Source organism: Janthinobacterium rivuli (genome assembly GCF_009208735.1).
Taxonomy (GTDB): domain Bacteria; phylum Pseudomonadota; class Gammaproteobacteria; order Burkholderiales; family Burkholderiaceae_D; genus Janthinobacterium.
Genome location: NZ_WFLJ01000006.1, coordinates 78,952 through 92,064, shown reverse-complemented (window position 1 = coordinate 92,064; position 13,113 = coordinate 78,952). Strand labels below are relative to the sequence as shown.

The 13,113-nt window shown below is 65.1% G+C and carries 11 protein-coding genes; 7 read left to right on the top strand and 4 right to left on the bottom strand.

What is annotated here, in order from left to right:
* Window positions 1–57: 57 nt before the first annotated feature.
* The gene (locus GCN78_RS09475) at window positions 58–717 is read left to right on the top strand and encodes a helix-turn-helix transcriptional regulator (RefSeq protein ID WP_152251499.1); all 660 of its coding nucleotides are present in this window, start codon (window positions 58–60) and stop codon (window positions 715–717) included.
* On the opposite strand, the gene GCN78_RS09470 is transcribed toward GCN78_RS09475, so the two are convergent.
* Window positions 714–1,985, bottom strand: coding sequence for an MFS transporter (locus GCN78_RS09470; protein ID WP_152251653.1), 1,272 nt, complete (start codon window positions 1,983–1,985; stop codon window positions 714–716). The genes GCN78_RS09475 and GCN78_RS09470 overlap by 4 nt on opposite strands.
* A gap of 112 nt (window positions 1,986–2,097) precedes the next feature.
* Here GCN78_RS09470 and GCN78_RS09465 point away from each other — a divergent pair, with 112 nt between their 5' ends.
* Window positions 2,098–2,997 (top strand): LysR substrate-binding domain-containing protein, encoded by a 900-nt coding sequence (locus GCN78_RS09465; protein ID WP_152251498.1) that lies wholly within the window; start codon window positions 2,098–2,100, stop codon window positions 2,995–2,997.
* Here the strand turns inward: GCN78_RS09465 and GCN78_RS09460 are convergent.
* The gene (locus GCN78_RS09460) at window positions 2,994–3,746 is read right to left on the bottom strand and encodes an SDR family oxidoreductase (RefSeq protein WP_152251497.1); all 753 of its coding nucleotides are present in this window, start codon (window positions 3,744–3,746) and stop codon (window positions 2,994–2,996) included. The genes GCN78_RS09465 and GCN78_RS09460 overlap by 4 nt on opposite strands.
* Window positions 3,747–3,863: 117 nt before the next feature.
* Window positions 3,864–4,895, bottom strand: a complete 1,032-nt coding sequence (locus tag GCN78_RS09455) for a methyltransferase domain-containing protein (protein WP_152251496.1) — start codon at window positions 4,893–4,895, stop codon at window positions 3,864–3,866.
* A gap of 141 nt (window positions 4,896–5,036) precedes the next feature.
* Here GCN78_RS09455 and GCN78_RS09450 point away from each other — a divergent pair, with 141 nt between their 5' ends.
* On the top strand, window positions 5,037–5,927 hold the full coding sequence (locus tag GCN78_RS09450; RefSeq protein WP_152251495.1) for a helix-turn-helix transcriptional regulator: 891 nt from the start codon (window positions 5,037–5,039) through the stop codon (window positions 5,925–5,927).
* Between the two features lie 57 nt (window positions 5,928–5,984).
* The gene (locus GCN78_RS09445; protein ID WP_152251494.1) at window positions 5,985–6,389 is read left to right on the top strand and encodes a VOC family protein; all 405 of its coding nucleotides are present in this window, start codon (window positions 5,985–5,987) and stop codon (window positions 6,387–6,389) included.
* 28 nt (window positions 6,390–6,417) lie between these two features.
* On the opposite strand, the gene GCN78_RS09440 is transcribed toward GCN78_RS09445, so the two are convergent.
* The gene (locus tag GCN78_RS09440) at window positions 6,418–9,288 is read right to left on the bottom strand and encodes an insulinase family protein (RefSeq protein WP_152251493.1); all 2,871 of its coding nucleotides are present in this window, start codon (window positions 9,286–9,288) and stop codon (window positions 6,418–6,420) included.
* Window positions 9,289–9,571: 283 nt separating this feature from the next.
* On the opposite strand from GCN78_RS09440, the gene GCN78_RS09435 reads away from it, so the two are divergent.
* The 3 genes from GCN78_RS09435 to GCN78_RS09425 are packed head-to-tail and all read left to right on the top strand — an operon-like array spanning window position 9,572 to window position 12,887.
* Window positions 9,572–10,984 carry a HAMP domain-containing sensor histidine kinase gene (locus GCN78_RS09435; protein WP_152251492.1) on the top strand — a complete coding sequence of 471 codons (1,413 nt, stop codon included), beginning with the start codon at window positions 9,572–9,574 and terminating at the stop codon, window positions 10,982–10,984.
* On the top strand, window positions 10,981–11,523 hold the full coding sequence (locus GCN78_RS09430) for a hypothetical protein (protein WP_226939551.1): 543 nt from the start codon (window positions 10,981–10,983) through the stop codon (window positions 11,521–11,523). Before GCN78_RS09435 ends, GCN78_RS09430 begins: the two co-directional genes overlap by 4 nt.
* Complete coding sequence (locus GCN78_RS09425) at window positions 11,520–12,887, top strand: sigma 54-interacting transcriptional regulator (protein WP_152251491.1); 1,368 nt, start codon at window positions 11,520–11,522, stop codon at window positions 12,885–12,887. The genes GCN78_RS09430 and GCN78_RS09425 overlap by 4 nt, the downstream gene beginning before the upstream one ends.
* The last annotated feature ends 226 nt before the right edge of the window (window positions 12,888–13,113 follow it).

Genomic DNA, 13,113 nt, shown 5'->3' with positions numbered 1-13,113 from the left:
ACCGGCCTATTATGCAAGCAATTAGTTGGTTAACTGGCCCCATGATAGTTGAGTGAAATGAATTACACAAGTAAACGTTTGGATAATAGCGAGGCACCGCAAACGACGGAGCGCATCCTGTATTTCATCAAGACCAAGGGACCCGTCTCCACGGCCACCCTGGCCAAGACCCTGGACATGACGGGCGAGGCGGCGCGCCAGCAAGTGCAAAAGCTGGTGGCGGCGGGCCTGATCGAGGGGCGCCAGGAAGCGCAGGCGGGCGCGGGCCGGCCGCGCCAGAACTGGGTCTTGACGGAGGCGGGCAATGCGCGCTTTCCCGACACGCATGCGCAGCTGACGATCAAGCTGATCGGTTCCGTGCGCCAGCTGTTCGGCGAGGCGGGGCTGGATAAATTGATCACGCAGCGCGAAGAGGAAAGCCGCAGCGCCTACGCCTTGGCGTGCTCGGCGCCGGACTTGCCCACGCGCTTGCGGCAGCTGGCGGCCGTGCGCGACGAGGAGGGCTATATGGCGCGCGTGGAAGCGGACGGCGGCGACTGGCTGTTGATCGAGGATCACTGCCCCATCTGCGCCGCCGCGCGCACTTGCCAGGGTTTTTGCCGCTCGGAACTGCAGCTGTTCCAGGAAGTGGTGGGGCCGAGCGCCAGCATCGTGCGCGAGCAGCATGTGCTGGCGAACGCCATGCGCTGCGTTTATCGGATCAGGACGCTGCCCTAGTCTTTCGGAAACAGCGGCCAGGTCATCAGCGCGACCAGCCCCGCCGCCCACCACACGACGGGCCAGCTGCTGGCCGCCAGCACGTGCGGGATGGCGATCGGCGTGAGGAACAGCCCCACGTAGACGGCCGTGTTCGCCATGCCCAAGGCCGTGCCCGCGTTGGCGCCGCCCGCTTCCGTCGCCAGTTCCGTGTAGGCCACGCCATGCCAGGCGGACACGGCGATACCGGCGGCCACCACGGCGGCCATCAACAGCCAGCCCGGCGCGTCCAGCCAGGCGATGCATCCCAGCAAAATGAACGACGCCAGCGCCACCAGGGCCGAGCCGCGCAAATAGGCGGGCCGGTTCGCGTGGCGGTCCGTGTGGCGTCCGCTCCAGATGCGCATCACCATGGCGCCCGCCTGCAGGGCCACCATCACGGCCGTGATGGCCGCCAGGCCAAGGTGGCCATGGTCGTGCAGGAACACGGTGGCGTAGCTGAGCACGGCAAACTGCGGCACGCACAGCAAGCCGATGGCGGCCACCATGCGCCAGACTTTGCGGTTTTTGAGCGGACCTGGCAACGGCGGCGCAGGCTTGCCCCCAATCAGGCCCGTGGACGCGTTTTGCGGCCCCGTGGCGGCCTCGGCAGAGAAATCGGGCTCATGCATCCATCGCCACGTAAAAAACGCCGACAGGCCGCATACGAGGGCCAGGGCGCCAAACACGGGCATGAAGCCATAGCGTGATGCCAGGCTGGGCAGGACGAGGGCGCCCAGGCCGCCGCCGAGCGGCACGGCCGTCTGGCGGATGCTCATGGCGAAACCCCGTTCGCCGGCGCCGAACCAGCGCATCACGGCGCGGCCGCTGGCGCCATTCACGCTGCCGCCCAGCACGCCGACCAGCGCCAGGCCCGCCGCCAGCGCCCACAGGGGCGGCACGGCGCTGCCCTGCGGCGTAATCCACAGCAGCAAGGTCAACAGCGCCAGCATGGTGCCCAGCAAGCCGGTCAGTAGTACGGGACGGTCGCCCCAGCGGTCGGTGGCCATGCCCCACGGTAATTCGGTCAGGGCCACGCCCAGGCCCATGGCGCCCAGCGCCACGCCCAGTTCGGTATTGCTCAGGTGATAGCCGCTGCGCAGCCAGATGGCCGTGGTGGGCATGCCGTTGGCGGCGGCGGAAAAGCTGGCATTGGCCGCCACGCCGACGGCCAGCACTTTCCAGCGGTGGGCATCGCCCAGCACGGGCGCGGTGACGGGAACGGAAATGACTGGGCAGCTGGTGGTCATGGCAAGGAGGGGAAAGTGGTTGACCCTGACAGTGTTGCGCAGTACGATCATTCTGAATATCAGATAATTTACTAGTCACCATCCCATAAAACCGGACGATTGCGTTTGCCCCATGAGCCTGCTTAACTTCGACATCGCCTTCTTGCGCAGCTATGTGGCTGGCATCGAACTGGGCAGCTTTGCCCGCGCGGCGGACAAGGTGGGCCGTTCCACCTCGGCCGTCAGCGCGCAGCTGAAAAAACTCGAGGAGCAGGCGGGCATGCCCTTGTTCCGCAAGGATGGCCGGGGACTGGCGCTGACGCCGGCCGGCGAGGTGCTGCTCGGCTATGCGCGCCGCCTGCTGGAACTCAATGACGAGGCGGCCGTCGCCCTGCGCGGGGCGGAGCTGGAAGGCTGGATCCGGCTCGGCTTGCAGGAGGACTTTGGCGAAGCCTTGCTGCTGGACGTGCTGGGGCGCTTTACCCGCGCGCACCCGAAGGTGCGCATCGAGGCGCACGTGGCGCGCAACACGGAATTGATGGAACGGCTTGCCATGGGCCAGCTGGACCTGGCCCTGTTGTGGGGCGGCGCCTGCATCGCCGACGTGGCCGAGTATCCGCCGCAGCAGCGTCAGCACATTGCCGAACCGGCCATGCGCTGGATCGCCTCGTCCAGCCTGGCCTGGCGCCCGGAATCGGGCGAGCCCTTGCCGCTGATTACGTTCGACCGCGACTGCCTGTTCCAGCGCTGCGCCACGCAGGCGCTGGACCATGCAGGCATCGCCTGGCGCACGGCGTTTACCAGTCCCAGCCTGGCAGGGCTGTGGGCGGCGGCGGCCGCCGGGCTGGGCGTGACGGTGCGCACCAGCCTGGGCTTGCCCTCTTCCGTGTGCGCGCTCGATCACATGGCGGCGGGTTTGCCCGCCCTGCCCCCGTTGTCGCTGGAACTGCTGCGTGCGTCAAGCGTATCCAGGCCGCCCGTCGAGCGCTTGGCCGGCCTGATCATCGAGTCGCTGCAGCAAGATGTCGCTTAAAACGCCTGCACCGTCGGGCGCAGCACGATTTCATTGATGCTCACGTCGTCCGGCTGCCCGATCGCATACGCGACGGCGCGTGCCACGGCGTCGGCGGGGATGGCTTGCTTGTAAAACTCTTTCAAGCCGGCCGCGCTTTCCGCATGGCTGCTGCCGCCCGGCAGTTCCGTGGCGATGGCGCCCGGCAAGATGGTCGTGGTGCGGATGGTGCCGCCGCTGGCGGCCAGCTCATGGCGCAAGCCTTCCGAAATGGCGCTGACGGCAAACTTGGTGCCGCTGTAGACGGTGCCGCCCGGGCTGAAGACTTTTTGCCCCGCCACGGACGAGATATTGATGAAGTGGCCGCTGTTTTGCGCTTGGAAATATGGCAGGACGGCGGCGATGCCGTTCAACACGCCTTTGATGTTGATATCGATCATGTTGTTCCACTCGTCGACCTTCAAGGCGCTCATCGGCGCGATGGCCATCAGCCCCGCGTTGTTGATCAGCACGTCGACCTTGCCGAATACGGCCAGCGCCGTGTCGACCAGACGCTTCAGGTCGCCCGCCTGAGTGACGTCGGTATCGGCAATGGCGGCCTGGCCGCCGGCGGCCGTGATTTCCTCGGCGATGGTATTGAGCAAATCCATACGGCGCGCACCGAGCACGACGCAGGCGCCCAACGCGGCCAGATGACGCGCGGTGGCTTCGCCCAGGCCGCTGCTGGCACCGGTGATGAGGACGACTTTCCCTGCAATAGCTTGACTCATGATGGGTTCCTTGTGAAGGCAGCACAGTGCTGCGGATGACATCGATCAATGCCGGCACAGCTTAGCGCATTTGCCTCCCTTTTTGCTATAAAAAAGATAATTACTAAATGGTAATTATTAGGCACGCCCAATCAGCACTTGCACGGGCGCCATGGGAAAATCGCTGGCGCCGTATTGCTCGACCTGCCGCCAGCCCGTGTGGCGCAGCAGCCGGGCCAATTCTCCCTGCCGCGTCACCGTGCGGCCCAGCATGCGCATCGGCAAGTAGTACGGCAGCACGCTTGCCGCATCGACGGGCGTCGGGGCGATTTCCGCCTGCACACAGACGAACACGCCACCGGGTTTCAATGCCGCATGGATCTTGCGCAAGGCTGCCGCCATGTCGGGCACGAAATGCAGCACGGACGAGCACCAGATCAGATCGTAGTCGCTGCCGATATCATCGCTGTCCAGGTCGCCGCCCAAGGTCTCCAGGCGGTCAGACAGTTGCGCATGGGCGATGTTCGCGGCCGCCACGGCCACCGTTTCCGGCCAGTCGAAAACGCAGCCGTGCAAACCCGCATGGGCTTGCGCCAGTGCAATGGCCACCCAGCCCGGCCCGCCGCCCACGTCGAGCAGGCGCAGCGGCGTGTTGCCGTCCGCAAACGGGGCGATGCGCTGCATCACGGACAGGGCCGCGCGCATGGTGACGGCGCGTTGTTCCTGGCCGATCTGCTGCTGCGCGGCGACGGCCCAGTTGACCCCATTGGCCGTGCTGTAGGGCGCCGCCTTGCCGCCCTCGCGCACCAGCGTACTCAACTGCATGGCGAAATGGCGCAGCGCGTGCAGCCGGTACAGCCAGGCGTCGCCGCAAAAGGCCACGGAGTGGCGGCAGAAATACTGCAAAGTGGCGGCCGTGCAACGGTAACGCTGTGCCTCGTCATTGGCCCCGTCGCGTTCCAGCACCTGCATGCTCCAGAGTAATTCCAGCAGCAGGGCCGTGTGCGGCGCATGCAGCGACAGGGCCTCGGCCAGCTGCGCCGGCGTGTGCGGCGTGGCCAGCACCTCGAAAATGCCCAGTTCCAGGGCGGCGGCCAGTCCGTCCGCCTGGACGGGCGCGACGGCCAGGTTCCAATACGGTTGCAAGGCGTGTTGCGTGGTGAATGGCATGGCGCTTCCTTTCGGCATGGTGGGCACGAGGTGTGCATGAACGCTATTTTATGCAACAATGAGAATAATTATCATTTGCATTTGTATGCGGCACGGCGCATTTCGTATGCGCGACGGCGCGCGAGAAAACAGGGAGGAGCGATGCGGGAACAGGACAGGGAAGCGGCAGGCTGGACGCGGCGCCAGCTGGATCCGGGGATGGGCGAATGCCGTGCCGACCAGAGGCAGGTCGAGCAGGGCTTGCTGCTCGTGCATTCCGATTACCGCCCGCGCCTGGCGCTCGTCGAGCCATCGAAGCATGACGACGCGGCCGGCATGGTGATCACCATCGGCCTGGAAGGCGCGTCCGGCTACATCACGCGCGACGGCGAACAATTGCGTTTCCGTGGCGGCCATACGACGGTGACGGCGTTTCGCCACGTCAGCGGCGAGCGCCGTTTCGAGGCGAATCAACGGGCGGCGCAATTGCGCGTGCTGGTCGATGAAGACGCGCTGGCGCGCTACTGGCCGGAGGGCTTGATATCGCTGCTGCCCGACGGTGGCGCGCGCCAGCTGGCGCATGCGGCCACCACGGCAGCGTCCGTCCTGCACGCGCGCGCGCTGCTGCGCGCGACGGACCCGCTGGCCGTGCATATTGGCGTGCTCAGCCTGCTGGCGGAACAGCTGCGGGCACTGCGGCCGGCGCCCGCGACCGTGCCGCGCTGGTGCGACACCGATATCGCCAAACTGGAGCGTGTCCATGCGCTGATGCAGGAGCAGATGGCGCAAGACCTCACGCTCGACTACCTGTGTGCGCAAGCTGGCTTGAGTTTGTTCAAACTCAAGCAGGGATGGCGCTACCGCTACAACGACAGCCCCCAGCGCACCCTGCTGGCACTGCGCATGCAGCGGGCAAAGTTACTGCTGGAAAATGGTTGCCAAGTCGCCCAGGCGGGCTGGCAAACGGGCTACCGCCATCCGCCCAATTTCAGCGCCGCATTCAGCCGCTATTTCGGCTACGCGCCGAAGACCGTGGGACGCGCGGGCGCGTAAAAAGCCGGTGTAGAATCGGCGGGCAGCAATCACCCCGATAACCGATAAGGAGACATGATGGCCCGCAAAATCTTCGTCAATCTGCCCGTCCAGTCGCTCGAGCGTTCCGTGGCGTTTTTCACGGCGCTGGGCTTCAGCTTCAATGCCCATTTCACGGATGAAACGGCGACCTGCATGATCGTCGCCGACGACATCTTCGTCATGCTGTTGACGCACGACAAATTCAAGCAATTCACGCCCAAGCAGTTGTGCGATACCAAGGTGGCGACGGAAGTGCTCGTGTGCCTGTCGGCCGAGAGCCGTGGCGAAGTCGATGCGCTGGTGGCGAAAGCCGTCCAGGCGGGCGGCAGCCTCTACAAGGAGCCGATCGATTTCGGCTTCATGTATGGCCACAGTTTCCAGGATCCCGATGGGCATCAATGGGAGTTGATGTTCATGGAGCCGAATTCAATACCGCAATAGTTGCGGTATTGAATTCGGAAAAGCGCTCTTAGCTGGCCAGCGCCAGCAGATCAACCACGTCCAGCCCGGCCAGGTCTTGCGTCGTGTTGCCCGCGAACGCGGCGCGGCTCGGCTGGCCGTTTTTCAGCCAGGTGCGCGTGACGTCCTTGATCTGCGCCAGGGTGCAATTGAGCACGCCGGTGCGGAATTGCTGGCGCACGGCTTCCGTCGTGCCGCGCTGCTGCATGTTCCATGCCGTCAGCGCTTCCGCGTACGGCGAGTGCGGCTTGTCGAGGCCCTTGATGACGCAGATGATGGCTTCTTCCACTTGTTCCTGCGAGAAATCGCCGTCGAGGATCTGATCCAGGGTCGTGCCGAAGTCGGCGAAGGTGCCGGCCAGGCGCGGATCGCGGTAGGAACTCAACGTGAAGGTACCTGCGCCGGCCGCGTAGCTGGCGCTGCCGCCATATGCGCCGCCTTTTTCGCGCAGGGCCGTATGCAGCACCTGGTTGGTCATCAGTTCAGCGGCGACGGCCAGGGCGGATGCGTCCGGATTGTGCACGCCAGGCACGGCCCAGGAAACGAAGCAATGGTTGATCTGGCTCGTCGCATGCAGGGCCGTGTTGGCCAGAGGCAAGGCGGCCGGTGCTGGCGTGTCGCTTGGCGTGGCCGCATCCGTGCCGGCCGCCGGCAATTCCAGCAAGCGGGCCAGGGTGAGGCCATCCTGCTCCAGGCCGGCGCACAGCACGGTCGGCGGCTGGGCGATGATGTGCGCGTGCAGGGTGTCGAGCTCGCGCGCGATTTCCTGCAAGCCCTCGGACGTCTTGCTCAGCTGCTGCAAACGGCGGTAGAACGGCAAGGCCGCCGGGCCGCCGACGATGTCGTCGAAGCGGCGCGTGGGCGACAGCGGCGCCGCCGAGGCGAGCATGGCGTAGCGGTTGCCCGATTCGGCCAGGCTGCTCAATTTGTCCTGCACCAGGCTTTCGATCAGGAAAGCCAAGCGCTCTTCTTCATCGAAGCGGGGCTTGGCGATCCAGGCCGACAGCACGGCGGCGATCGCCGCGTGTTCTTCGCGCAAGCCGCTGGCCGAGAACGACAGTTCCACGCGCATCGCTTGTTGCGGGCGAGGAATGGCTTCCAGGCCGATGTGGAACGACGGCACCATGCTCTGGCGCCAGGCGCTGGCGTCGTCGAACGACATGTCGCCCACGCCCAGTTCCGGCGCCAGGTCCGTGTACAGACGCAGCCATGGCCACGACGCTTCCGGCAAGCCCGACACGTCATACAGCACGTTGGCATAGCTGATGCCGTTCGAGGCGATACTGAAGGCCACGGCGCCGTCGACGGCGGCGGGAATCGGCAAGGCCGGGCGCGGCGCGGCGCTGACGTCGCCAGGGCGGATGCGCGGCAAGACTTCCGAATTCGACGGCAATTGCTGATGCGCTTCCAAGGCGGCGGACTCGGCCACGATGTGCTCGCGTTCGGCGTCCGTCAGCTGCGCTTGCAGGGCCGCCAGCTTGGCGTCTTCCTGGGCGGCGCGGTCCGTGAAGTAGGCGCTGTCGGGCACCACGTGCGTCGTCAGGCGGGTCGGGTTGGCGATCAGCTCGCGCACCAGCTGCTTGAAGAATTCCGGATCTTCGATCTGCTGTTCCAGCGTTTCCAGGATGGCCGCATTGTCGAAGGCGTCCATCACGTTGCCGTCGTACATGGCCAGCGGCAGCGCGTGCAGCAGGCGGCCCAGGCCGTACGGCATGCGGCCGCTGCTGATTTCGCGCTGGCTGTATTTGATGTCGCGCAAGGCGGCGTGCAGCACGGCGGCGGGTATGCCTTCTTGCGCCGTCTCTTCCAGCGCCGTCCAGATGCGCTGGTGCGCGTCGGCGATCTGTTCTTGCGTTAAACCTTCCATGCCAATGTGGAACACCATCTGGCGGATGCCCGCGTCGCGGCCATTCATGTCCGATGGGCGGCCATAGCCGGCCGATTCCATGGCGCGCATGACGGGCGCCGACGATTCGCCCAGCAAGCCGTGCGACAGCAGATGCGCGTGGTAGTAGGCGATCGGGTCGCTCGACTCGCCCATCAGCCAGGCGAATTGCAGGCCGAATTCATCGTCGCGCGCTTCCTGCGATGGAATTTTCACCACGTTTTCCTGCGGCGCCGTCCAGGCGGGCGCCAGCTGCGGCAAACGGCGCGGGCTAAAGCCGCTGAGCTTGGACAACACGCGTTCGGCCACTTGCTGCTGCACGGCCGACGCTTCGATATTGCCGGCGGTCATGATCACGGCTTGCGAAGGATGGTAGTGGCTGGCGTGGAATTCCTTCAGCATGTCATGCGTCAGCTCGGGGATATTCAGCGGATCGCCGCCCGATTCCACTTCATACGTCGTACCCTTGAGCAAGGCGCTGGCGATGCCGCTGTCGAGCGCGCGCATGGGGCTGTTGAAAGCGCCCTTCATTTCATTGAAGACGATGCCCTGGTACACCAGCTTGTCGCCTTCGAATGCATGGCGCCAGCCTTCCTGGCGGAAGTTCAGGTAATCGAGATTCGGGAAGAAGGCCGCGTCCAGGTACACGTCGAGCAGGTTGAAGAAATCCTTGCGGTCGGTGCTGGCGAACGGGTACACGGTGCGGTCCGGATAGGTCATCGCATTCATGAAGGTGGCCGTCGAGCGGCGCAGCATCGAGAAGAACGGGTCGCGCACCGGGTAGCGGGACGAGCCGCACAAGGCCAGGTGTTCGAGGATGTGGGCGCGCCCGTCGCTCACTTCCGGCACAGTGGGAAAGGCCACCAGGAACACCATCTCAGCCTGCTCGGTATGCATGTGGATATGGCGCATGCCCGTTGCTGGCTCGACATATTGCTCGATGGTTGCCTGCAAGACTGGAATGAAGTTGCTGCTGACTTTTTCAAATGTGCTCATGCGGTATGGGATCTCTGCGGTAGGTGATTCGGAGTGTCGGTGGGGTTGCATCACATATGGGGGCAAACTGGCGCAATGCCAGGGCGGGTGCCAGTTTGATGCCTGTGTGAAGTTTTTCCCTATTGTACTAGGAGTATTCGTGTGCCGCCGCCGGGGCCTTGCCGGCGGCCGGAAAAGCGACAGTCTTGTGAAATTGACTATATTTTGGTGGGTGGCGTCTCCGAATGAACGCTTAGCGTACCATGCGCCTTTTGCACTCCAGACTGAACCGAAGGCCCTTACCTTGTCCCGACTTTCCTTTCGCCAACTGTTATTTGCCGCCTTCATTTTGACGACGGGCATTTTGACGGCCACCTCCGTGCAAGCCCTGCTGACCCTGGAACACCTGGCGCGGCTGGGGCGCGAGACGGCGGCGCAGGCGATTGCCCTGACGGAACAGTCGCAGCGCCTGTCCGAGCGCACCCTGGCCATGGAGCGCAGCGCGCGCCAATTTCTCGTGCTGGACGACCCCGTGTTCCGCGAGCGTTACGCGGCGGCCCGCGATGAAGCGACGGCGGCGCTGCAAGTGCTGAACCGGGCCACGCCCGAGTTCGCTCCCCAGCTGGCCGACGAATGGACGGTGCAGGCGCAAGCGGCCTGGGAAGTCTTGCAAGCGGGTAAGCGCCGCAAGCGCGATGGCCATGCCGTCGTGTACCGCGCGTTTGCCCGCATGACGCAGATCAATGACAGTCTGGCGCGCGAAAGCAAGACGGAAATCGGCAGCCGCAACGACGCTCTGCTGGCCGAGCTGGAACGCCAGCGCCGCGTGCTGGGCGTGCTGGTGGGCGGCGCCGTGCTGCTGGCGGCCGTGCTGGCCACCTGCTTCGGCTTTCTATTGTCGCGTCCGCTGCGCCGCATCGAGACGGCCATCGAGCGTCTGGGCGAGAAGCGCTACGACCAGCCCATCGTCGTCGGCGGCCCGGCCGACACGCGCCGCCTGGGCCAGCAGCTTGACTGGCTGCGCCAGCGTCTGGCGGACCTCGATGCCGACAAGGAGCGCTTCCTGCGCCACATCTCGCACGAGCTGAAAACCCCGTTGGCGGCCCTTCGCGAAGGCGTGGCCTTGCTGGAAGACGAGGTGGCGGGCAAGCTCAGCGATGGCCAGCGCGAAATCGCCGGCATCCTGCAGCAAAACACGGCGTCGCTGCAAACCCAGATCGAAGACTTGCTGCGCTACAATACCGCCGCTTTTGACGCCCAGCATCTGGCGCGCAGCAAGGTCGACTTGCTGGTCTTGCTGCACGATGTGGTGGCCGGGCAGCGCCTGCAATGGCTGGCGCGCCGCCTGACGGTCGAAGTGCAGGGCGCGTCGCTGATCGTGCCGGCCGACCGCGACAAGCTGGCCACGGCCCTGGCGAATTTGCTGTCGAATGCCGTGCGCTTCAGCCCGGAAGGCGGCACCGTGCGCTTTGCTCTGTCCTGCGAAGGCGGCCGCGTGCGCATCGACTGCATCGACGAAGGTGCCGGCGTGGCGCCCGAGGATGCCGCGCGTATTTTTGAACCGTTTTACCAGGGAGTGCGCCAGGCGGTGGGCGCGCGCAACGGCAATGGCATCGGCCTGTCCATCGTGCGCGAATATATCGCCGCCCACGATGGCAGCGTCACTCTTTTACCGCGCTCCGCCGGCGCGCATTTTCGGATAGAACTGCCCTTATGATGACGAGACTTCCCCTGGCCGCTCTGGCCGCCTGCGCGCTGCTGTTGGGCGCTTGCGCCGCCAAGCCCCCCACCCAGACGCCCGTGCTGGTGCAAACGCCGCCGCGCGTGGTGGTGGTGGCCGACCCCCAGCTGACCGAACTGCTGGCGTATCAAGGCGCCCTGCGCCTGATGACGCCGTCGGAACTGGTGAAGGCGCAACTGGACCTGGCGAAGGCCGACCACGCGCCGTCCAACACGCTGCGCCGCGCCATGCTGCAAGCGGCCGTGCGCGGTCCCGGCGACCTGGCCCGCGCGCAAGCCTTGCTGGAACCCTTGCTGACGGCCACGGGCAAGGAGGCGCAACTGCTGGCGCCGCTGGCGCAATTGCTGGCCAGCCAGTATGCGGAACTGCGCCGCCAGGAAGAGAGCATCGACAAGCTCAACACCCAGCTGCGCGACGCCCAGCGCCGCATCGACTTGCTCAATGAAAAACTCGAGGCGCTGAAAAACATCGAGCGCAGCCTGTCCGTGCGCCCCGCCGCGGGAGCGCCGAAATGAGCGAGCTCGCCCACATCTTGTTGGTCGACGACGATCCCGACCTGCTGCGCCTGCTGACCATCCGCTTGAAGGCGGGCAATTATCGCGTGACGGCCGTGGGCAGCGCGGAAGCGGCGCTGGCGCGCCTGGCCGTGGAATTGCCGGCCCTGGTCATTACCGACGTGCAATTGCCGGGCCGCGACGGCCTGGCCCTGTTCGATGAAATCCGCCGCCAGCATGCGGCCCTGCCCGTCATCTTGCTGACGGCCCACGGCACCATCCCCGACGCCGTCGACGCGACGGCGCGCGGCGCGTTTGCCTACCTGACGAAACCGTTCGACGGCAAGCTGCTGATGGAAAAAGTGGCGTACGCCATCAACTTGTCCACCGTCATGCCGGCGCCGGCATCCGGCGACGAGAGCTGGCGCGCCGAACTGATCAGCCGTAGTTCGCAGATGGCCGAGCTGCTGGCCGAAGCCAAGCTGGTGGCGGGATCGGACGCCAGCATCCTGATCCGCGGCCCCAGCGGCACGGGCAAGGAATTGCTGGCCCGCGCGCTGCACAACGCCAGCCGCCGCGCCAAGGCGCCATTCATCGCCGTCAACTGCGGCGCCATTCCCGAGCAGCTGCTGGAATCGGAACTGTTCGGCCACGTGAAAGGCGCGTTTACGGGCGCCGTCGGCAACCGCGAAGGCTTGTTCCAGGCGGCCGATGGCGGCACCCTGTTTTTGGATGAGATCGGCGACATGCCCTTGCCGCTGCAGGTGAAACTGCTGCGCGTGCTGCAGGAGCGGGCCGTGCGCCCCGTCGGCGCCGACCAGACGCGTCCGGTGGACGTGCGCCTGCTGTCCGCCACGCACCGCGACCTCGACGTGGCCATGCAGGAGGGGCAATTCCGCGAAGACCTGTATTACCGCCTCAATGTTGTGACCTTGACCTTGCCGCCGCTGGCCGAGCGCCGCGAAGACATTTCTCTGCTGGCGAACCATTTCCTGCAGAAGCTGGCGGCCAAGTATCAAAAGCCGTTGAACGGCTTCGCGCCCGACGCCCTCACGGCGCTGGTGGCCGCGCCATGGCCCGGCAATGTGCGCCAGCTGGTCAATGTCGTCGAGCAAGTGTGCGCGCTGGCCACGGCGCCGCTGGTGCCCTTGTCCCTGGTGCAGCGTGCCCTGCGCGTGCCATCGCTGGAAGCGCTCAGCTATAACGAAGCGAAGCAGCGTTTCGAGCGCGACTACCTGATTCAACTGCTGCGCCTGACGGATGGCAACGTGGCCGACGCGGCCCGCCTGGCCGACCGCAATCGCACGGAGTTCTACCGTTTATTGCAGAAATACGAGTTGACGCCGGCCCTGTTCCGCGCCGACGGCGACCCTGTCGCTGAATAGCGACAAAAATAAAGTATTAATAATCAACGACTTATTGTAAAACATTGATATTGTTGACACAGGCTGTCGCTGTCAGGCGACAAAAAACCCCGTTTTTCGAGCCAGATCCGGTGGAAACGCGCGGAAAAAATCGACTTTGCATGTAAGTCATTGATTTTGAATGAATTTTAAAAGCTGGCACGGCGCTTGCTGTAGGGGTAGGTGTGACGCTTCAAAGTGTTGCTTT

Excerpts from the sequence above, each read along its gene's own strand:
- GCN78_RS09475 (WP_152251499.1), top strand. The coding sequence starts at position 58 with ATGAATTACACAAGTAAACGTTTGGATAATAGCGAGGCACCGCAAACG.
- GCN78_RS09470 (WP_152251653.1), bottom strand. The coding sequence starts at position 1,985 with ATGACCACCAGCTGCCCAGTCATTTCCGTTCCCGTCACCGCGCCCGTG.
- GCN78_RS09465 (WP_152251498.1), top strand. The coding sequence starts at position 2,098 with ATGAGCCTGCTTAACTTCGACATCGCCTTCTTGCGCAGCTATGTGGCT.
- GCN78_RS09460 (WP_152251497.1), bottom strand. The coding sequence starts at position 3,746 with ATGAGTCAAGCTATTGCAGGGAAAGTCGTCCTCATCACCGGTGCCAGC.
- GCN78_RS09455 (WP_152251496.1), bottom strand. The coding sequence starts at position 4,895 with ATGCCATTCACCACGCAACACGCCTTGCAACCGTATTGGAACCTGGCC.
- GCN78_RS09450 (WP_152251495.1), top strand. The coding sequence starts at position 5,037 with ATGCGGGAACAGGACAGGGAAGCGGCAGGCTGGACGCGGCGCCAGCTG.
- GCN78_RS09445 (WP_152251494.1), top strand. The coding sequence starts at position 5,985 with ATGGCCCGCAAAATCTTCGTCAATCTGCCCGTCCAGTCGCTCGAGCGT.
- GCN78_RS09440 (WP_152251493.1), bottom strand. The coding sequence starts at position 9,288 with ATGAGCACATTTGAAAAAGTCAGCAGCAACTTCATTCCAGTCTTGCAG.
- GCN78_RS09430 (WP_226939551.1), top strand. The coding sequence starts at position 10,981 with ATGATGACGAGACTTCCCCTGGCCGCTCTGGCCGCCTGCGCGCTGCTG.
- GCN78_RS09425 (WP_152251491.1), top strand. The coding sequence starts at position 11,520 with ATGAGCGAGCTCGCCCACATCTTGTTGGTCGACGACGATCCCGACCTG.